General features: G+C 51.3%; 17 protein-coding genes and 1 tRNA gene. 14 read left to right on the top strand and 4 right to left on the bottom strand.

What is annotated here, in order from left to right; translation table 11 throughout:
• The 3 genes from AB1483_00415 (at window position 1) to AB1483_00405 (ending at window position 3306) form a co-directional block, all read left to right on the top strand.
• The gene (locus tag AB1483_00415; GenBank protein ID MEW6410914.1) at window positions 1-1776 is read left to right on the top strand and encodes a type IV secretion system DNA-binding domain-containing protein; all 1776 of its coding nucleotides are present in this window, start codon (window positions 1-3) and stop codon (window positions 1774-1776) included.
• Window positions 1777-1787: 11 nt separating this feature from the next.
• Window positions 1788-1985: a helix-turn-helix domain-containing protein gene (locus tag AB1483_00410; GenBank protein ID MEW6410913.1), complete on the top strand. Its 198-nt coding sequence runs from the start codon at window positions 1788-1790 to the stop codon at window positions 1983-1985.
• 142 nt (window positions 1986-2127) lie between these two features.
• A complete protein-coding gene (locus AB1483_00405) occupies window positions 2128-3306 on the top strand; it encodes a site-specific integrase (protein MEW6410912.1) in 1179 nt (392 codons plus the stop codon).
• Here the strand turns inward: AB1483_00405 and AB1483_00400 are convergent.
• From AB1483_00400 to AB1483_00390, 3 genes are all read right to left on the bottom strand, one after another.
• Window positions 3285-3361: transfer RNA gene (locus AB1483_00400), tRNA-Met, on the bottom strand. The two genes, AB1483_00405 and AB1483_00400, sit on opposite strands and share 22 nt — an antisense overlap.
• A gap of 209 nt (window positions 3362-3570) precedes the next feature.
• Window positions 3571-4434 (bottom strand): GNAT family N-acetyltransferase, encoded by an 864-nt coding sequence (locus AB1483_00395; GenBank protein ID MEW6410911.1) that lies wholly within the window; start codon window positions 4432-4434, stop codon window positions 3571-3573.
• 24 nt (window positions 4435-4458) lie between these two features.
• Entirely contained in the window at window positions 4459-5847 is a 1389-nt protein-coding gene (locus tag AB1483_00390; protein ID MEW6410910.1) for a cation:proton antiporter, read from the bottom strand.
• Between the two features lie 294 nt (window positions 5848-6141).
• Between AB1483_00390 and motA the strand changes: the two genes are divergently transcribed.
• The 6 genes from motA (at window position 6142) to AB1483_00360 (ending at window position 14668) form a co-directional block, all read left to right on the top strand.
• The gene (gene motA, locus AB1483_00385) at window positions 6142-6999 is read left to right on the top strand and encodes a flagellar motor stator protein MotA (protein ID MEW6410909.1); all 858 of its coding nucleotides are present in this window, start codon (window positions 6142-6144) and stop codon (window positions 6997-6999) included.
• Window positions 7000-7004: 5 nt separating this feature from the next.
• Window positions 7005-7853 (top strand): flagellar motor protein MotB, encoded by an 849-nt coding sequence (locus AB1483_00380; protein MEW6410908.1) that lies wholly within the window; start codon window positions 7005-7007, stop codon window positions 7851-7853.
• A gap of 150 nt (window positions 7854-8003) precedes the next feature.
• Window positions 8004-11423 carry a transcription-repair coupling factor gene (gene mfd / locus AB1483_00375; GenBank protein ID MEW6410907.1) on the top strand — a complete coding sequence of 1140 codons (3420 nt, stop codon included), beginning with the start codon at window positions 8004-8006 and terminating at the stop codon, window positions 11421-11423.
• 1412 nt (window positions 11424-12835) lie between these two features.
• Complete coding sequence (locus AB1483_00370; protein ID MEW6410906.1) at window positions 12836-13279, top strand: hypothetical protein; 444 nt, start codon at window positions 12836-12838, stop codon at window positions 13277-13279.
• Window positions 13280-13604: 325 nt separating this feature from the next.
• Window positions 13605-14345, top strand: a complete 741-nt coding sequence (locus AB1483_00365) for a TIGR04255 family protein (protein MEW6410905.1) — start codon at window positions 13605-13607, stop codon at window positions 14343-14345.
• Between the two features lie 14 nt (window positions 14346-14359).
• Window positions 14360-14668 (top strand): hypothetical protein, encoded by a 309-nt coding sequence (locus tag AB1483_00360; protein ID MEW6410904.1) that lies wholly within the window; start codon window positions 14360-14362, stop codon window positions 14666-14668.
• A gap of 1005 nt (window positions 14669-15673) precedes the next feature.
• Here AB1483_00360 and AB1483_00355 read toward each other — a convergent pair.
• A complete protein-coding gene (locus AB1483_00355) occupies window positions 15674-15880 on the bottom strand; it encodes a hypothetical protein (GenBank protein MEW6410903.1) in 207 nt (68 codons plus the stop codon).
• Window positions 15881-16251: 371 nt separating this feature from the next.
• On the opposite strand from AB1483_00355, the gene AB1483_00350 reads away from it, so the two are divergent.
• The 5 genes from AB1483_00350 (at window position 16252) to AB1483_00330 (ending at window position 20194) form a co-directional block, all read left to right on the top strand.
• Complete coding sequence (locus AB1483_00350; GenBank protein ID MEW6410902.1) at window positions 16252-16872, top strand: hypothetical protein; 621 nt, start codon at window positions 16252-16254, stop codon at window positions 16870-16872.
• A gap of 162 nt (window positions 16873-17034) precedes the next feature.
• Window positions 17035-18021, top strand: coding sequence for an HD-GYP domain-containing protein (locus AB1483_00345; GenBank protein ID MEW6410901.1), 987 nt, complete (start codon window positions 17035-17037; stop codon window positions 18019-18021).
• Window positions 18022-18130: 109 nt separating this feature from the next.
• The gene (locus AB1483_00340) at window positions 18131-18514 is read left to right on the top strand and encodes a RidA family protein (GenBank protein ID MEW6410900.1); all 384 of its coding nucleotides are present in this window, start codon (window positions 18131-18133) and stop codon (window positions 18512-18514) included.
• A 112-nt stretch (window positions 18515-18626) separates the two neighbouring features.
• A complete protein-coding gene (locus tag AB1483_00335) occupies window positions 18627-19079 on the top strand; it encodes a Rieske 2Fe-2S domain-containing protein (GenBank protein MEW6410899.1) in 453 nt (150 codons plus the stop codon).
• Entirely contained in the window at window positions 19079-20194 is a 1116-nt protein-coding gene (locus AB1483_00330) for a cytochrome b N-terminal domain-containing protein (protein MEW6410898.1), read from the top strand. The genes AB1483_00335 and AB1483_00330 overlap by 1 nt, the downstream gene beginning before the upstream one ends.
• The last annotated feature ends 3 nt before the right edge of the window (window positions 20195-20197 follow it).

Below are 20197 nucleotides of genomic sequence, written 5' to 3'. Positions count from 1 at the left end.
ATGAAGGGATTCAATATTGGTCAGAATACGCTGAACGGCAGACCGCAAGTCATTGATTATAACGACCTGTTGTTGCATTGGCTCATTTGCGGAGGTACGGGCAGAGGCAAGAGCAAAATGCTCGAATTGCGGATGCGCTATCATTTGGACAACCGACATGGACTGATCCTGCTTGACCCGCACGGCTCGCTGTATGATGACCTACTGGCTTATATTACCGTCGCGGGATACCGCAGCCGTGTCATTCTAATCAATCCTAATGATAGTGAGAATTCAGTCGGGTTGAATTTTCTATCGCCAAACGGTATGGACGTGTCGGCACACGCTTCGCAGGTTATGAAGGCAATCGCCAAGGTCTTTGGCGAGTCAGAAGGGGAAACAAAACCAAGACTGGAACGCTGGCAACGGAACCTTCTCATGTCCCTAATCGAGGCAAACCTGACGCTGGCGGATATGCTCGATTTTCTGTCGGTATCAAGTTCACTGTATCGCGAATCGGTTCTCGACAGTGTTCAGAACAATTACGTGAAACGGGAATGGCAGGGGTTTGACGCAATCTCGAAACGGTCGGAAAAAGAGAATTTAATCGAGGCTCCACTGAATAGGGCTGCGAAGATGATTCTTTCTGATCCAATCAGACGCATTATCGGACAGAGCGAATCCACCGTCAATATTGGCGAGGCCATAGAAAAGGGTCAGATCATCTTGGTTAATCTGGCACCCCTGAGAGTCTCAAGGGAGTGCCAGCAGATTTTAGGGATACTTCTGGTTGACCAGATCATCAACTACGCTTTCCAACGAACCAAAAGGCAGGCGAAGAAGCCATTTTTCGTAATTGCCGACGAAGCCGCCGAACTGACATCAAACGACTTGCCATACTCACTACAGGCTCTTCGTAAATTCGGCATTTACTTCACGCTGTGCTACCAGACGCTGACTCAAATAAAACGGATTCCAGGCTACTATGAAAATGTCATGACGAACTGCGATGTAAAGGTGGCTTTCAAGTCGAGTCGTCAGGATAGCGAAGAGTTGGTTGGCGAATTATTCGCCGGTCAGATTCGTGGGGATAATATTAAGGATGAAATTTACCACACTCTTCTTGTACCGCAGGAATCAACTAGAGAAGTAATCAGTACCGGAACGTCAAAGACTCAGACATCAGGTGAAGTGAATACGGAAGGTATGTCTGATAGCCATGGAAGCGGTTCGGGGTCGTCCAGCTCTTTCAGTTCGGGAAGTGCTAATCACTTAATTCCAGCCGATGGATTTATGTACCCTATGGAGGTCCATTCCATGACAGAATCGGAATCCTCCGGGCACGCATCGAATGACTACTCTATGTCGTCTTCCGGGTCGTCATCAAGTGTGAGTAAGGTAACTAGTGATTCCGTATCGGAATCAAGTAGCATATCCATTGTTCCTTTCTATGAGTTTATACGGGAGCAGGAACTGTCAAATCGTCAGTATTACTCGATTGAGGAAATCAAAGAGAAGTATATCGCATGGGTTATGTGCCAGCCGCAGCGACACGCGCAAATCAAGGTGAAAGACGACAAGGCGATTCCGATCCTGACTGCTTTTGTCGATGAGATTCGGGCGCGAGAAAAGGACTGTCAGAAAGTCGTGCAACACTCAAATGACAAGTATGCGCTACCGGCTGTTATCGTTGATAAACTGATTGAAGACCGCCGACTTCGCATTGTCCATAGAGAAGGGACGGTCATTGACGTAGCCCACGAAGAAGAAGAAATCGTCAACAATCGTTGGCAATAGGAGATTACTATATGGAGCGACTATTGAATGTTCAGGAACTGGCTGAAAAGCTAAACGTACCGGTCTCATGGATTTATGACCGGACGAGAAACGGCAGCACGGATTGCATACCGCATTATAAGGTGGGCAAGTATTTACGCTTTGCTGAAGAAGAGGTCATTGACTACCTGAGACTCAAATGCGTCGATACTCTGCGCCAGCCTATGTGATTGACAATGTTTCGCCGGATTAATAAATTGCGGTATGTTCGCAACTGTTTACCACAACCAAGGAACGTATCCTTCAGCATCAATACTGTCGGATACCGTTCGATACATTCTATCTGCCAGACAGAAAGGAGGTGAGAACGAATTGGCAAAAGGAAGCGTTGTGTTACGCTCTGATACTTGGTATGCGGTTTATCGGGACGGAGGAACCCAGCGATGGGAACGAGCCGGTGGCAGTAAGAGAGCTGCGGAGAAGCTTTTGGCAAAGCGGATGAATCAGATCAATAGTGGAACTTATCAAGAGTGCGAGAAAATACTCTTTGAAGAGTTCGCCGCGAAATGGTTATCCGATTACGCCAAGATTTCCGTGAAACGTTCTACTTACATCGGCTACAAGTCCATTGTGAGGCTTCACCTGAATCCTCGCTTTGGAAAGATGTTCCTGCACCGGATTTCGACTTCGGATATCCAGAAATTCGTATCTGAAAAGATTACGAAGGAGAAACAGAGTCCGAAATCCGTAGTCAACATCCTGGTTCCTTTCAAGGAGATGTTCAAGCACGCCGTTATCTGGGGTTATATCAAGCGCGATCCTTCTTTGTATGTAAAGCGTCCCCGCGTCGAGCAGGAAGAGATGGATTTTCTCACACCCGAGGAGATTCGGATTTTTCTGGAGAATGTGAATCCTGTCCATTACACGCTGTTTTTGACGGCGGTAATGACCGGCATGAGGCGCGGCGAGCTTCTGGCATTGCAGTGGGGTGACATTGATTGGAATTCCAGCGAGATATCTATTAGGCGTTCTATCTTTCGAGGAGAATTCATTAAACCGAAAACGAAGAATTCGATCCGCAGGATAGTAATGTCTCCGGTACTTCGGCAGGCACTTGAACAGCACCGTTTCATTGGAAGAGCATCCGAGATGGATTTGGTTTTTTCCAATGAAAACGGTTCGTCTCTTGATCCCGAAAACTTGATTAAGCGGGAATTTCATCCCGCACTGGACAGAGCAGGCTTGCGCCGGATACGCTTCCACGATCTCCGACACACCTATGCGTCATTGTTAATCTCTCAAGGCGAGAACATTAAATTTATCCAATCACAGCTCGGTCATGCGTCAGCGAAAACGACTCTTGATCGGTATGGACATTTGATGCCAAACCTTGAAAATGATGCTGCTCGGAGGTTGGACAAAACAGTTTTCGGAAATTTTGTTAGAAAACTGTTAGAAAATCCGGTTTCTGAAGGAACTCCCGCCAAAAAAAGAACCTCTGAAGTCATTGACATTCAGAGGCTTAAACTTGGTAGCGGGGAGGGGATTTGAACCCCTGACCTTCGGGTTATGAGCCCGACGAGCTACCAGACTGCTCCACCCCGCGATGTAGAATGTCCAATATAGACATCCCATACACTTTGTCAAGCTGTTAACAAAACAAATGAAAAAAGGAGCCCGACCAGCTACTCCCGCAAAGCGGGACTCCATCCGGCAATGTTAAACGGCTGATATAGAAATCCTCACCGCTTTGTCAAGCTGTTACCTGATAAATTCACTAATCGCATGAACAACAGAAGAATGTGGCAATGCAGTCTAACCCTTACCGGGACAACCCAGCGAAAGAACACCTTCCCGCTCCGTTTTGTACTCCGACCCAAAATACATCCGCACCGTATGATAGTACACCGGCTTGGCCCCCAACCGTTCGAGCGTTCCACCGTAACCCTCGCCGAGCACCGGAATCCGGAAATAAAGCGGCTTTTCACAGACTTTCAAGGCTTCCTTAACCAGCGCCCGCTGCGCCGTGCGAGCCATCTTGTGCGACAAATCCACAATAAAAGGGCTCACTTGCTGATTGGCCGATGCTTCATTCGTGAATATGTACCCCACAATCCGCCCGTCATGTTTTGCCACCAGACCACGGAAATTCTTATTTGCCATCACAATCCCGAAAAGTCGCGACCTGTCCTCGCGGAAAAAAGAGCGATCAAACTCAGATAAAGCAGTTAAATCAGATATACGAACAACATCAACCTCAACGCCTACGCTTGTCCCACACTCGAATTCCCCCCGCGAAAGACTGTAATGCCGTGTGTGAAATTGCTCGATAAATCCAAGCCGCCGGTACAAATTCACCGCTTTTACATCGGCCTCCAGAACCACGGTCGATGCCCCGCGCGCCTGCACGTACTCCGTTGCCGCGCGCATAAGTCTCTCCCCGTACCCGCGAAATCGATACTCTTCCAGCACGAAAAGCCATCCAAGCCAACCGATCTTTTGATAAGTCGTGGAAGTGATCATCCCGACTACAGAATCGCCATCGCACAAAGCGAAACAACCGTCGGGGTCAAAGCGGATGATGTCGTTAAGATGGGCTACAAACCAATCCGGGTCAATCTCCGGATCCGCTCCCAGACGGAAACTGAGCATTTCCGGTGTGAGCTTTCTGATTTCCATTGAGCCGCCAAAAGCGGCCGGGCGTTAAGCCTCGGCCGCTTTAGCCTCAGTTTCAGCCTTTTTCTTAACTCCTTTAAGGAGAGACACCTTCAAAGCGGGCGGTGTCACCAGTGTAGTGACAATCACCATGATGACCACCGCTGAATATGTGCTCGATGATACCACCGGGTGACCGTTGAGCATAAGTTTAGCTCCAATCCCTGCGAAAATCAACCCAACCTCACCTCGAGGTATCATCCCAAGTCCAATCGCTATACGATTGGTCTGCTTGTCAAAAATAGCCAGCGCGCAGGCCTGCTTGCCGACAATCGCCGCCAACGTAAGCACTGCCGCAAAGCCCAAAATCTCTACCTGCGCGAAAGTGCTCAATTCGACCAGCATACCCATGCGGACGAAAAATATAGGCACCAGGAAAACACCGATCGGCTCTATCAACTCCTCAATCGAATGTTCCCCGCGCTCTCTGAACTTCGTGTAATGAATCGGGTCCAGAATAAGACCCGCCGCAAACGCGCCGACAATAGGAGCCAACCCGACTTCACCGGCGATATACGCCAGGCTGAAGCAGATCAGCAGCGCGAATGAGAGGAAAACGCCCTTAGCCTTTAATTTAAATGCGAAATTGAAATAGTGCGGCAGGACCACACCACCTATGATTATGGCGCCCGCAACAAACAGCACGGCCTTCGCAATAATCCACAGGATGCCCAGCGAACTGATACCGTCCCCCTGACCTGTGCCCACCGCCGAAATAATACCGGCGACTACGGCCAGTATCACCAGTCCGAGAATATCGTCGATCACGGCCGCGCCAAGTATAATCTTTGCCTCCCGCGTCTGCACCTTACCGAGATCCTTAAGCACCCTGGCCGTGATACCCACCGAAGTCGCGGTCAGCGTTGCCCCGATGAATATGTGAACATAGATCGATTCCTGCGGCAAAAACATGGCGCTCACACCCCATCCGAGGAAGAATGGCGTGACAACACCGAAGACGGCCACCATGAACGATGGCAGCCCGACCTTCATCATCTCCCTGACCGATGACTCCAACCCGACCTCGAAAAGAAGAATGATAACGCCGACTTCCGCCAGAATCTCCAGCGTCATGTCGTGCTTGAAAGGCTCGAAAACATCCAACCCGATCATATGCAAGTTACCGATGATCATACCGATAACCAGTTCGCCCAACACTGCCGGCTGTCTGAAACGTTCAAAAAAATCGCCGCCAAGTTTGGCAGCGAGTAAAATCACCATGAGTTCAAGCAGAACACCCAAAACAGTGCTGGCATGTCCGTCCGAGCCGCCAGATGGAGCCCCCGCTTCCGACGAGGCAAAAGCCAGTTCGTAAAAGAAGTAAACCGCAATTACCGATAGAAAAATGAAAAAACGTTTATTTGTTAGAAGACGCATACTACCTCCAGTAAATTGCTGTCATTCAAAAATGACAGGCGTGAATTTAGGGGTTTAGACCGAATAAGACAAGCATTTTCACCGGTTTCTGCCTGCGACCGAGTGCGTAGGCAACTGCGCTCTCACCTCAATAGCTACAGCGGCCCGTTAGCCCTTGATATCAACCGATTTCGAGCCCGGCCGGGGTCCAAACAACCCACTCAAAAACACTCAGGTTTATCCAAAATTTGTCGAATTATATAACGATAGGCATAGAGTAAACTCATTTGGCTGAGCAGACACCAGGGAAGGCTTATGTTCATTTTTATCGGTATTGCGGTCGTTCTGGGAGGCGTTATAACCGGTTTCGTCGCAGAGGGCGGGCACATCCTTGCCCTCAATCAACCCCTTGAATTGCTTATAATTGGCGGAGCAGCGGTCGGCGCTCTACTTATCTCGACGCCACTCAACGTGATCAAAGGCATCATAGCCCAGCTCAAAGGCGTGCTCGGGGGCGGCTATGCCAAAAAAGATTATCTGGAACTGCTGGTCATGATGTTTGAGGTCTTCAACGTTGCCCGTAAAGATGGTCTCATCGGTCTTGAGAACCACGTCGAACACCCGCACGAAAGCGATATTTTTAAGCGATACCCGAAATTCCTCAAAAACCACCACGCCGTGGCGTTCTTCGTCGATACCATGCGCGTTATCATATCCGGCGCGGTGCAGCCGCACGATCTGGAAGACCTGATGGACAACGATATCGAGGCTATGCACGAGGAAGAAATGATGCCCGCCAACGCCCTGAGCACTACTGCCGACTCGCTGCCCGGACTCGGTATTGTCGCGGCTGTTCTCGGCGTGGTTATCACGATGGCGGCTATCGATGGTCCTCCGGAGGAAATCGGTCACAAAATCGCGGCCGCGCTGGTGGGAACGTTCCTGGGAGTGCTCGGATGTTACGGATTTGTTGGACCCCTCTCCGTGAGCTTGAAACACCGTGTCGGTGAAAACCGGCAGTATATAAATTGTATGAAACATGCCCTGCTGTCTTTTAACAAAGGTGTGGCCGGCGTTATCGCCGTTGAGTTTGCCCGGAGAACACTCTATGCCGACGTAAGACCCGGGTTTACCGAACTCGAAGATGCCTGTAACGCGACAAAGAGGAAATAGGTAAATTGGCCGACGACGTACAACCGATCATCATCAGGAAGAAAAAAGGCGGTCACGGCGGCCACCACGGCGGGGCGTGGAAAGTCGCTTTCGCGGATTTTATGACAGCCATGATGGCCTTTTTTTTGGTGATGTGGCTGGTCGGACAGAAAGATGAAGTAAAACAAGCGGTTGCAGGATATTTCCGCGACCCCGGCAAGTACAACACCGAAGGACAATCGGGTATTTTGGACGGCGCCAGCTCGATGATAAAATCCGATGGCCCCAGCCAAGGCCTGCTCAAAGACAAAGAAAAATCCGGCACCGGTCCCACCGACAAAGAAAAAGAGCAATTCACCCTGGCAGCCAAAAACATCATGCAGGCGCTCTCCGACCAGGAGGTGTTCAAGCGTCTCAAAGACAATGTCAAAATCCAACTTACCTCCGAAGGCCTCCGAATCGTGCTGAACGAATCCGAAGCCTCACCAGCCTTCTTTGAGCCGGGCTCGGCCAAATTGCTGCAGAAAAGCGCTATCATCCTGATTACGATCGCCAAAGAACTGGGCAAACTGCAAAACCGTCTTGTGATAGAAGGTCACACCGATGCTGCCTATGGCGGCAACAGCGCCTATTCCAATTGGGAGCTATCATCCGACCGCGCCAACTCCGCGCGAAGTCTTATGGATGTCTCCGGACTCTGGGGAGGCCAGGTGCGCGAGGTCCGCGGATTTGCCGACCAGTTCCCGATGATCCAGAGCGACCCCTACGACGACCGCAACCGACGTGTCACGATTGTCGTGCTCTACGACTCACGCGCCAACCAGTACGACCAGGTCGAAGTCGGCTCCGACCTGATGCAGGAAATCTCCGGTTAGACGGCAAGCAAACTTGCCTTTTCCGAGTTATAAGTTGTAAACAAACGGCTTTTTATATATATTGCCGTCCGAAAAAATTAATGGCGATACCCCGGTTAACATTTAGCCGGGGCTTTCGCGTTATTGCATCGAACATACAAAGCTGAGAACATGGAAGTCACGACCGCAAAAATCGCTCCCCGGGTCCTCAAGGTACTCGACAAATGGAACTTCCACGCGCCATCGATAGAACTTACCCGCCGCCTCGATGGCGGCAACGGCCAGAGCGCGTCTGTCAGCGGCCTCAGCGGTTCATCAACCGCCTTTCTATTAGCCAATCTCGCCTCAGAGAGAAAGCAACCGATTCTGGTTGTCACCCACAACGCCGAGACCGCCGGCAATCTCTATGATGATCTTACATTCCTGCTCGGCGAAGATCAGGTCGGCCACTTCCCGTCCCGGCAAATCCTCCCGTACGATTTCAAGGCCCCGGTCGGCGAAATCATGGGACGGCGCATCTCCACGCTGGCCGGACTGCAAAACGGCTCGCTCTCGGTAGTCGTCTGCCCAGTGCGCGCCTTCCTGGAACCGACTATCAGCACCTCCGACCTCACCGGCAACTCGATCGCCTTCAAAACCGGACAGGAAGCCGACCTCGATGAAATCGTCCAGCGCCTGATAAGCCTCGGCTTCACCCGCGTCCCCAATGTCGAGGAAGTGGGCGATTTCGCCCGGCGCGGCGGCGTGATCGATTTCTTCTCGCCCGGCTCCGAAGCCCCCGTGCGAGTGGAGTTCTTCGGCGACGAAATCGACACCATCCGTCATTTCGATGTCGCCAGCCAGCGCACTATCGACCGCGTCGACCGCATCGCCATCTATCCGCGCCGCGAAATCCCCATCACGCCCGAGTCACTCGAAAGTCACCTCGCGCGGCTCAATGAAGATGACGCCGAGTATATCCGCGGACGATACCTCAACGATCCGGAACTTCCCGGCCTGGAATGGCTGGCCATCATGTTCGGTATCGAGCAGGGAAGTATCCTCGATTATTTCGGCGACGGCGGCATCGTGTATATGGACGATGAGTCCCGTCTCAAGGCCGAAGCGGAGGCGATCATGGAAGAAGGCGTCGCCCTGTACGAACGATTCAAAAATCGCCTATCCAACCTTCCCACTCCCGACAAATACTATTTCCCGATCGCGACCATGTTTCACGGGCTGGATCGGTTTTTCAAGATAGACAAAGTGCCGTTCCGCGGCGGTCGCCACGATGTTATCGATTTTCACTGCCAGCCTCATCCGGCGTTCGGCTCACGTATCGACCAGCTCGGCGCCGCCATCAAAGAATATTACACGCTCGGCCTCACCTATCTCATCGCCACCGATAACGAGGCCCAGGCCGAGCGCCTCAAAGAGCTTCTCACCGAAAGAGCCGAGATAGAGAACAATCTCAATCTCGAAATTGCCGACCTCCACGGCGGATTCGTTTGCACGCCCGGCGGGTTCGTCATCCTCACCGACCATGAAATCTTCAACCGCTACCACCGCCGCGTCCGCCGCAAGAAATTCAAAGAGGGTGTCGCCATTTCCGACTACTCTGCTCTCACCCGCGGCGATTTCGTGGTGCACACCGATTACGGCATCGCCCGCTATCTCGGACTCGAAACGCTCCAGGTCGACAAACGCAACCGCGACTGCCTTCTGCTTCAGTACGCCGACAACGACAAGCTCTATATCCCCATCGAAGAGTTCAACCGCGTCTCGAAATACTCCGGCAAAGACTCCAACCCGGTGCTCACCCATCTTGGGGGAGCAGGATGGGAGAAACTCAAGAAGAAAACGAAAAAAGCCATCGCCGATATGGCCGCCGATCTCATCAAGCTCTACGCCGAACGCAAGGCCAAAGAGGGTTTCGCCTTCGGCGACGACACCGTCTGGCTCAGGCAGCTCGAGGCATCGTTCATCTACGAAGAAACCCCCGACCAGCTCAAGGCGATTCACGATGTCAAGCACGACATGACCTCCGGCGAACCGATGGACCGCCTCATTTGCGGCGATGTCGGCTACGGCAAGACCGAGGTCGCCGTGCGCGCGGCGTTCAAAGCGGTCGAACAGGGCAAACAAGTCGCGGTGCTGGTCCCGACCACGATTTTAGCCCAGCAGCATTTTCACACTTTCAGCGAACGTCTCAAAGATTTCCCGGTACGAGTCGAGATGCTATCGCGCTTCCGCACGAAGAGAGAACAGGACAAAATTGTCGAGGACCTCGCCGAGGGCAAAGTCGAGCTGGTTATCGGCACGCATCGCCTGCTGTCCAAAGACATTCATTTCCCGGATCTCGGGCTTTTGATTATCGATGAAGAGCACCGTTTCGGCGTGCGCCACAAAGAAAAGCTCCGGCATCTCAAGGTCAATGTCGATACTATCTCGATGACCGCCACGCCGATTCCGCGCACGCTGCAGATGTCGCTGATGGGCGCGCGCGACATGAGCCTGATAACGACATCGCCCAAGGACCGCCTGCCGATTATAACCGAGATAGTCGAGTTCGACCCGGCCATTATCGCTACCACCATCCTTCGCGAGATCGACCGGGGCGGACAGGTCTTTTTCGTGCACAACCGGGTGCAGACAATCGATGCCATGCACGAGTACCTCAAGAAAGTCGTGCCGCAGGCCGAGATCGCTGTCGCGCACGGTCAGATGCACGAACGGTCGCTCGAGGGAATCATGCTGGCCTTTCTGGCAAAGCGTTACAACGTGCTTCTGTGCACCTCGATTATCGAATCCGGCCTGGATATTCCATCGGCCAATACGATTATTATTAATAGAGCCGACCGGTTCGGCCTGGCGCAGCTTTATCAACTTCGCGGGCGGGTTGGGCGAAGCGCCCGCCGCGCCTATGCGTATCTGCTCACGCCCCCAACGCGGCTGCTCAGGGCCGATGCTATCAAGCGGCTGCGGGCTATCGAGGCCCACTCGGATCTGGGCGCCGGATTCGCGCTGGCCATGCGCGATCTGGAAATCAGGGGCGCGGGCACTATCCTCGGCGCGCGGCAGTCCGGGTTTATCGAAGAAATCGGGTTCGACCTGTACAACAAACTTCTCGAAGAAGCTGTCGCCGAACTCAAGGGACAGCAGGTGCAGCGGCTTCCGGAGGCCAAGGTCGAGACCGATATCGAGATGTTTCTCGAAAACGAGTATGTCAACAACCGTCAGCAGAAAGTCGATATCTATCGCCGCATCGCCGATTGCCGCACGCTCGATGATGTCGAGAGGATTCGCGACGAGGTCGCGGACAGGTTCGGACGGATGTCGCAGTCGGCGACGAATCTTTTCGATGGCGCGGCGGTGAAGATCTCGGCGTCGCTTCTGGAGATCGAGAAAGTGAAAATCCGCAAGGGGATCGTCAATCTCTTCTTCAAAGAAGGCCGCAAGCTCAGGCGCAGCGAGGTTGAGGCGCTGGGTAAGGCGACCGACTGCCCGATGGAGTTTTCGCTCACCGGCAACACGCAGATTATAATCGACATGACCTCGGTCAACGAATCTCTTCGCCTGAGTTACCTTCGCGGGATGCTCGGCAAACTGTGATAGTGTCATGTCATTCGTAGGGCGGGTCCGTCTTCGAACCCGCCGCCGGGTCGCGTCATTCCGCCTTCCCTTTTGTCATTCCGCCTTCCCTTTTGTCATTCCGTTGAAAAACGGAATCCAGAGTGATGTGCGCGTTTGATAAATCAAACGCCTACATCCCTGCCGAACCTCTTTGTTGGGCCGAATATCTTCGTAGGGCAGTCCCGCCAAGGGCGGGATTCGTCTCCTGCCATCGGCAAGGCCGTCGAACGGGTGCGTCCCTGTCCGCATTCGGAGGATTCGAACCCGCCACCGAGTCGCGTCATTCCGCCTTCCCTTTTGTCATTCCGCCTTTCCTTTTGTCATTCCGTTGAAAAACGGAATCCAGAGGGATGTCGCGTTTGATAAATCAAACACCTACATCCCGGCCGAACCTCTTTGTTGGGCCGAATATCTTCGTAGGGCAGTCCCGCCAAGGGCGGGATTCGTCTCCTGCCATCAGCAATGCCGTCGGACGGGTGCGCCCCTGTCCGCATTCGGAGGATTCGAACCCGCCGCCGGGTCGCGTCATTCCGCCTTTCCTTTTGTCATTCCGTTGAAAAACGGAATCCAAAGGGATGTCGCGTTTGATAAATCAAACGCCTACATCCCCGGCGATCCCCGTAGGGCGGGTCCTTCTTAGAACCCGCCGCAACGCAATCAACCCCCCTCACCCCAACCCTCTCCCGGGGGGCGAGGGAGAAAAAGGCGTGATGTCGCGTTTCCGTGCGCGGCCTGGCGCTTCGCGGGATCTCGTCTGCCCGTTCCGTGCGCGGCAGATGTCTCATCTGCCCGTGGAAAACCCCCTGTATCGTCCTTTTATTCATCGCGCTACACAGATTTGGCTTCGTTTCCTCATTTTTGACATTCGATGGATTCTGGGCCTTTTTTTCATGTGCTGTCAGACGCCCCGTCTGACGGCTACCCCTCGTCCCGTGTGTCGGAATGTCGCGTTTGATAAATCAAACGCCTACATCCCTCCGTTCCCTCGCAATCACCACCGATTATGTATGGAAACTGCTGTCCCGGGTGCCCCATCAGCTTGCTGTGGAATTCCCGGGCGCCCCATCAGCTTGCTGTGGGATTCCCGGTGCCCCATCAGCTTGCTGTGGGATTCCCGGGTGCCCCAACAGCTTGCTGTGGGATATGTTTGTTGTGTCCGGCGGGTCTTCAGACCCGACAGGACACAGGTCCACCCGTTCCGTCAGGCTTCTCGGCACGCCTTGTGGCGGGTCTTGAGCCCCTATCAGGGGATGGTGACCTGACGGTCTTCTCATTGACAACCCTCATCGATTTCTTTATCTTCTTTCACACGCTTATCATCATCGACCCAACATCAGATGCCCGACTCACAGGGGAGCGGTCCATAAGCGGGAGAGGAAGGGTTTACAGAAATGGTTAGAGAAAAAGACAGTATCAGTCAAAGCGAATTTGAGAATTTTCGGGACACGGCGTTTTCGAATGCAGCCCCCGAAATTAGAGAATTTGCTCAAACACTGGCTGACTATTGCTGGCAGTTGGACAATTTCGCGGTATTGCAGGATTGGGAAGGGAAACCAAAAAGTCTTATCGTTTTTGGATTGCCGCAGGAAAAGAGAGCCCGCTCTAATGCAAAGAACTACTTCTCGATTTTTTCAGTGATTGACGGTCAACAGAAAGCGCTCAAATGTGAAGTGATTCTTCCAAAAGGTGATAGAGAGGCACTGATGGATAAACATGATACCGAGCAGAAGCTATACGTGTCGACTATCGATCAGGTAACTGGAGAGTTTGTGCCTCACGACTTGAATTATGTGAAGGGATTGATTAACCTCGCAAGAGATCAGCGTGAGAAGTAAATTAAAGGATGCACTATTCATACAGTCAGGGGTGGAAGTAATGATGGAAAAAGTCACGTTACACGACGAGATCATAGCTATTCTCAAAGAAAATGGGGCTCCCATGGATTCCCACGCCATAGCGGACGCTGTGAACCGAAGAAAAAACTACCAAAAAAGAGATGGGTCTGCCGTTAGTGACTGGCAGATTCGAGCGCGCGTTCGCCAATACGCAAAGTTGTTCCGCAAGGAAGGATCGTCAATTTCGATAAAGAAGGGTTGATGATTGGATACGTCCGCTGTAAAAAAGAGGCATTCGACCCGTTGAAAGTAAATTGGAGGATCTATGTCCGACATACACTACGCTAACCCGAAGCTCACAGATGTCGTAGCGAGAATTGATTATACACACCCAATCAAGCAGATCGCAACAGGTCTGAGTAAAGACCTTCAGAAGGCTCTCTACGGTAGATTTCCCATTTTGGAGCCACTCGAGGAAGAACCATTGACCACAGACCCAGGTGCGTCTTGGGTCAGAGTCCGCGAATACAGGTATTTCAGTAAGAACAAGCAAAAGAGGTTTATACTGTCGCCGCAGCATGCGTTTCTTGAGTACAAGAAGTACGACTCTTATGAGACACTTAAATCAGATTTCCTGGGTATTCTCGGTCCGCTGTTTGCGTCATGTCCGGAATTAATGGTGAGACGGTTTGGTTTGAGATACGTTAATCAGTTTGATATGGAAGGAGAGGGGGACGTGACGGACTGGAACAGTTACATCAAGCCGTCGTGTCTTGGGTTCATGAGTGCCATTCCAGATGACACAAAGTTATTCCTAACAAAAGCTATTCAGAATGTGTCTTGGGCCTATGACGACTACAACATGAACTGCAACTTCGGGCTTCATAATCCAGACTTTCCTGCCACGCTTCGGCGCAAAATATTTGTTCTGGATCTAGATGCATATGTTCAGGGTGCACTGGAGCTCGATGACATTAAAGAGAAACTAGATGTCTTTCATCAGAAAATCCAAGAACTATTCGAGGATTCTATTACGGAAGAGCTCCGAAAGGTTATTTCTGTCTAAGGGGACACATGAAAATGGAGTGCAACGATGTCAGCAGGCCCCCGGGCGAGGAGTGTAAGCCAAAAGAGAAGACGAGGTTAAAAGGCACTGACGCACCTGACGAAACGTGGACTATAGCAGATCTGCCTGCCGACCGATCTGGTACGCCTGACACTTCCACAACCCCAGAAACCGGTGTGGGCGAATTGACGGTGGAGGCTGAAGCTAGGATGGAGACAGAGATAAATACCACTAGTTGGGGATCGGCCAAACCGAAGAGGATAACAATCAAGGGAAAGATAAGTCGTGACGAAGACGACAACGGAACGAGCGACGCGAATTAGACAAGGCGACATATTTAGAAACGTCAATGTCATTGAGTCGGCAGATGATAAAGAAGGAATTATCACAATCGAGAAAATTGAATTCCCCCTAGTGATAGTATTAACACAAGATTGCGATTTGGAAAGTGAGTTCAGACTCTTTGGGGTCCAACAACCTTCTGATATTAACTCTAAACTCTTCTCCGTGATTGTAGCTCCGGTCTACAATTTCGAGCACTTTGTATCTGGGGATCATTTATCTGAACTGAACATTACTACACAGACGTTTAACAGGAACAAGACTCCATGCAAGAATATAATGAAGAACAACGATCCCCGGTATCACTTCTTAGATTTTCGTTCTCAGCCAGAACTGACGCCAGAGGCGGTTATTGACTTCAAGCATTACTTCACGGTGTCCGTTGAATACTTGAGAGGTTTGCTCAAGACGAACTACGTCTGTAGCGTAGCCGAACTCTTCCGCGAGCAAATATCCCATCGATTTGCTTTTTTCTTGTCAAGGATTGGATTGCCTCCAGAAAAATAGGCTGTCGCCCCCTCCGCACTTTCCCAACAACATCGATGGTGAATGCATTTGCGGTTGGTGAGGTATGAGGTGGAGAGTGGGCAGAATCAGGAGGGGTGATGTTTGGTGCATCCAAATGGCTTTCCGGGGAGGGGTTAACAATATCAGGAAAAATGGGTTAGGGAAGAAAATCGCGGTTTTAGGATCCTTTAAAAATGACGAAACAAAGCCAATTTGGGGGAAAGGGTTTTTGACGGTCAGGTCACACCCCGACTTCGTCGGGCCAGGACCTGACCGAACGGGAAGATTTCTCCCTCCGGTCGAAATGACCGGGAAGACTGGATTCCGTTTTTCAACGGAATGACGTTGGTGTTCTGGCAGGGCTTGGTTCCCGTGAGGGAAGTGTGACCTGCCGGATGTCTCGCGACGACACAAAAAAACACCGGCCCCGGGGGCCGGTGATCAAATGCATGTATATTAATTGTATTTTTATTCGATGTTTATTCGGTCAATTCCGCCTCCATTTGTTCATCAACCTCAAACTGTTCGTCTTCGAGATCGATCTCATCGCTTCGACCGTGTCTTTTGTAGTGGTCTTTCTGGCGGATGTTGACGTCCGAACTGGTGCGCTCGAAACCGTCACGTTGCCGGTTCTTTTTTCCTTTCTTTCCGCGCGGCCTGTTGACGCCACGCCACGACTTACTCATGAGATTCCTCCGAGGAATACATTAATTAATGACTCTAATAATACGTTTGTTATAAATGTCGGTATGAATGACCCGCAGATTTTAGCCCATAAATTGTTAATTGCAGTTCAACATTTGAACAGTACTCACTACGTTTTTTATCGTCAGGCGAATGCATTTCTTTACATCCCTGGCTCGGTTGCGAAATAGTGTGCAGACATTTTCGCTCTCAAAAAGGCTCCGGCGCGGCTGTCGAAAATCGCGCTTTCCCTTGTAATGCCTTGTAAATAAATGCGTTAGGGGTGTCAGCGGATGGCTTGGGGCGTTTTTGCCGGAAATGGCATAGGCGATGCTTTTAGGGTAGTTGAACTCAGTCAACCTTAGGAGAGCTTATGTTAGAGGGAAGATATCAAAGAGGATTTTCAAACGAGCGACTGGCCGAATGCACCGACCCCAGGGTCCGCAAGGATGAGACCGGTTATTACACGATGTCGCTGTCAGAGAATACCAAGGTGTATTTTGATGACTTCTACCGCTTTCTGGAACTTACCTACGACAACGCTCAAAGGCATCGTGACGAGTTGACGCTCAAGATCGCCAATACCCCGATAACCCACGAAGAAACAATGGCTTATTACCGGGCCAAGACTGTCATAGTAGATATTCTCATGAAAGCCATCCGTCGCTTCTACTGCGATGGCGGGAATTTCGGTATCGTCATGACTCCGTGGTGTTTCGGCACGGTGGTTTTGGAGAAGATCGAGGTCTATAAAGAGAGACTCAGCAAGGGTGAAGTTGATGACCCCAATATTCCCGAATATCCCTTCTACGTCATTAAATACATCGAAGAGATCTACAAGGTAACATTGCTCGAACTGTTTGATTTTCCGGAAAACGCTTTCCACATGCGCTGGCAATACTCCGAGCTTCTGAGGCGTTACTCCAAGATTCTGACGAACATCACTGATTCTCTGAATTCAGTTCTCAATACGGTTAAGAATTACGGCTCGTAAAAGAGCATGTTGTGTTGTTTTCTTCCCTCCTACAGGGCCCCCGGACAGCCTCGTCCGGGGGTTTTTTTAATATCCGCGCCATTTTTGCCGATAATAATGCAGACAGAAAAGCCGCAAATTGGTGTGCCCTGAAGGCCGAAACAGGAGCCGGTTTATAGAGTTATGGTTACTTCGCCCATCAAGTTCGTACAGGGGCAGAAATATATGGCCATCTATCTGGACTCAATCCGGGTAGATTCGGTGCTGGATTTTGACCTCTTTATCAAAGTAAACCGCAATCTGGTCCTTTATCGCTCCGCCGATCTCCCTTTCACCGAAGCCACCCGGCAGAAGCTGATAGAAAACCATGTTGACCGGCTTTATATCACCGACGAAAGCCGGGGCAAATATCAGAAATATATCGAAGACAACCTGGGGAAAATCCTTACCGATCCGCAGGTGAAAGAAGAGAAGAAGGCCGGGATTCTTTATGAGACTTCGACCAATCTCGTCAAGGAGGTCTTGTCCAATCCCACTTATGGTGAGAACATTCGCCGTTCGAAAGATCTTGTGGCTAACACAGTCAATTATATCTTGAGCGGACGCGAGGCGTTTCTGAATCTGCTGAAGATAACTTCGTTCGATTATTACACTTATACTCATTCGGTGAACGTGTCGACATTTTCGGTGGCGCTGGCGCAGCAAATGGGATATTCCGAACGGGCGTTTCTTCACGAGCTCGGTATTGGAGCGCTGCTTCACGATATCGGTAAGTCGAAAATTTCGGATCGTATCCTCAACAAGCGTTCGGCTTTGAATCCGATAGAGTTCGAGATAATGAAGAAACATCCCAAGTGGGGAATTGAGATTCTTACCGGCACCGAAGACATTCCCGCCGCGGCGTATTATCCGATTTTGCAGCATCACGAGCGCGGTGACCGCAGCGGTTATCCGAGCGGATTGAGCCTGAGCGAGATGCATCTTTACTCGCGAATTGTCTCGATTGCCGATTCATTCGATGCTATGACGACCGAGCGCGTGTATCAAAAGGCGATGGATACGTATCCATCGTTGAAGATCATGTTTTCGCTCAAAGGGGCGTATGATGAAGACGCGCTGCGCGCTTTCGTTGAGCTGATGGGCCCTGAAGGCCTGGCCCAGGTATCGTAATTCCGTTTTTTGTTCATCCCTTAAAAATCATTTCATATCCGTGCCGTTTGCTGTAGATTCAGTGGGTATTACAGGTGATCGGCAAATAGAGAAATGAGAGGAAGCTGACATGAAGGAGATTATCAAGACCGATAAGTCGCCATCGGCAATCGGGCCATATTCGCAGGCCGTGAAAGTTCCGTGTGGGACGGTGTTGTTTTTGTCGGGGAATATTCCACTCGATCCATCGACGATGGAGATTGTCGGCAGGACAGCCGCCGAGCAGTGCACGCAGGTGATGAATAATATAGCTCAAGTGCTCAAGGCAGGCGGCGCCGATCTGAGCAAGGTGGTCAAGACAACGATATTTTTGACGGACATGGATGATTTCGGTTCGGTAAATGAGGTGTACGCGACATTTTTCGACAGTAATCCACCGGCGCGGTCGGCCTGTGAGGTGAGCCGTCTTCCCAGGGGCGTGAAAATCATGATCGAGGCCACAGCGTTTCTGTAAGATCCTTATCTAAATGGGTCATCTTTGGTAATTAATTTGTCTTTGTGTTTGACTTGTCGTCCACCGGGGGTTAGAATAAGGGTGACTGCCGTATCACTTTTGCGGAGGCAACTTGTCCGAAGATAAACCTACACGGCGCGGATTTCTCGAGATAATTCTTGGAGGGGGTATCCTGGCCACCATTGGGGCTGTACTGTATCCGGTCATCAAGTACATCATACCTCCTGCGGCGGGTGAGGCCAAACTTTCGCAACTCAAGCTTACCTTTACGCGTGAAGATATAGCCGCCGACCCCAAACGGGCCAAGTATTTCAAATACGGACGCGATCTGGGGATCATTTTCCTGACCGACAAGGATGAGCTGCATGCGTTGTCGGCGACTTGTACGCATCTGGACTGCACGGTACAGAACAAGCCCGATGAAGGGATAATCTGGTGTGCCTGTCACAACGGGAAATATGATTTCAATGGCAACAACATTTCCGGTCCGCCCCCGAGGCCCTTGGCGCGCTATCTTGTGAAAGAGACACAGGGGACAATTTTTGTAAGTCTTGAGGAGGCCTGATGGCGGGCGGTGGAGTCAAAGAGGGGCTTTATGCTCGCCTGTATGCGTGGGTCAATGAGCGTTTCAAGGTCGATGCGCTTGTCGATTACATGGGCGACAAGAAAGTGCCCGTACACGGCCATTCGGCATTCTACTATCTGGGCGGGATTTCGCTTTTCCTGTTTATCGTTCAGGTTGTCACCGGAATACTCCTATTGATGTATTACCGTCCGGGAGCCGATTCGGCGTACGAGTCGGTCAGGTTCATTGTGGCCAATGTTCAGTTCGGGTGGTTGATTCGCTCGATTCATTCGTGGTCGGCCAACCTGATGATTCTGGCCGTGTTTCTTCACATGTTCACGGTCTTTTTCACGCACGCTTATCGCAAGCCGCGGGAGTTGACCTGGCTCTCCGGCATAGGCCTTTTGGGGCTGGCGCTGATGTTCGGATTCTCGGGTTATTTGCTTCCATGGAACGAGCTGGCCTTTTTTGCGACGCGGGTCGGTACGGGTATGGCCGGCGCCATTCCGCTGATCGGTGAGAGTGTCATGGTTATTATGCGTGGCGGTGAAGAAGTGACAGGGGCGACTATCGGGCGTTTCTTTGGTCTTCACGTGGCGATTCTTCCGGGTATATTCACGGTGCTTCTGGCGGCCCATTTGATTTTCATCCAGCGCCAGGGGATGAGCGAACCGGTTCAGTGGGCAGGGAAGTCGGAAGGCGCAAAGCGATACCAGAGGTTTTTCCCGAGTTTTATACTGAGGGATCTTCTGGTCTGGCTCATCGTGCTGAATATTCTTGCGGTGCTGGCGGTGTTGTTTCCCGATGGTATCGGGGTGGTTCACTGGCCGCTGGGTGCCAAGGCGGATCCGTTCGCCCCGCCGCCGGAAGTGATTCGTCCGGAATGGTATTTTATGTTCGCATTTCAGGCGCTGAAACTTCTGCCGGCCCATGTTTTGTTTATCGAAGGTGAATTGTTCGGCATCATACTGTTTGGTATTGGCGGCCTGGTCTGGACGCTGGTGCCCTTTCTGGATAAGAAGCGGGCGGATCAGAAGGCGCAATATCTAATGGCGTTTGGTTGGTTTGTCGTGGCATTTATTCTGGCCATGACAGTTATGGGTTATCTGGTTTAGTAA

The organism is Candidatus Zixiibacteriota bacterium, assembly GCA_040756055.1.
In the GTDB taxonomy this organism is placed as follows: Bacteria; Zixibacteria; MSB-5A5; order GN15; family FEB-12.
The sequence above is the reverse complement of the archived record's forward strand: the minus strand, read 5'-3'. Positions and strand labels throughout refer to the sequence as shown.

Bases quoted from the DNA above. Each gene is read 5' to 3' on its own strand.
- AB1483_00390 (MEW6410910.1), bottom strand. From the start codon at position 5,847: ATGCGTCTTCTAACAAATAAACGTTTTTTCATTTTTCTATCGGTAATT.
- AB1483_00415 (MEW6410914.1), top strand. From the start codon at position 1: ATGAAGGGATTCAATATTGGTCAGAATACGCTGAACGGCAGACCGCAA.
- AB1483_00370 (MEW6410906.1), top strand. From the start codon at position 12,836: ATGGTTAGAGAAAAAGACAGTATCAGTCAAAGCGAATTTGAGAATTTT.
- AB1483_00355 (MEW6410903.1), bottom strand. From the start codon at position 15,880: ATGAGTAAGTCGTGGCGTGGCGTCAACAGGCCGCGCGGAAAGAAAGGA.
- AB1483_00410 (MEW6410913.1), top strand. From the start codon at position 1,788: ATGGAGCGACTATTGAATGTTCAGGAACTGGCTGAAAAGCTAAACGTA.
- AB1483_00395 (MEW6410911.1), bottom strand. From the start codon at position 4,434: ATGGAAATCAGAAAGCTCACACCGGAAATGCTCAGTTTCCGTCTGGGA.
- mfd (MEW6410907.1), top strand. From the start codon at position 8,004: ATGGAAGTCACGACCGCAAAAATCGCTCCCCGGGTCCTCAAGGTACTC.
- AB1483_00340 (MEW6410900.1), top strand. From the start codon at position 18,131: ATGAAGGAGATTATCAAGACCGATAAGTCGCCATCGGCAATCGGGCCA.
- AB1483_00330 (MEW6410898.1), top strand. From the start codon at position 19,079: ATGGCGGGCGGTGGAGTCAAAGAGGGGCTTTATGCTCGCCTGTATGCG.
- motA (MEW6410909.1), top strand. From the start codon at position 6,142: ATGTTCATTTTTATCGGTATTGCGGTCGTTCTGGGAGGCGTTATAACC.
- AB1483_00345 (MEW6410901.1), top strand. From the start codon at position 17,035: ATGGTTACTTCGCCCATCAAGTTCGTACAGGGGCAGAAATATATGGCC.
- AB1483_00365 (MEW6410905.1), top strand. From the start codon at position 13,605: ATGTCCGACATACACTACGCTAACCCGAAGCTCACAGATGTCGTAGCG.
- AB1483_00360 (MEW6410904.1), top strand. From the start codon at position 14,360: ATGGAGTGCAACGATGTCAGCAGGCCCCCGGGCGAGGAGTGTAAGCCA.
- AB1483_00350 (MEW6410902.1), top strand. From the start codon at position 16,252: ATGTTAGAGGGAAGATATCAAAGAGGATTTTCAAACGAGCGACTGGCC.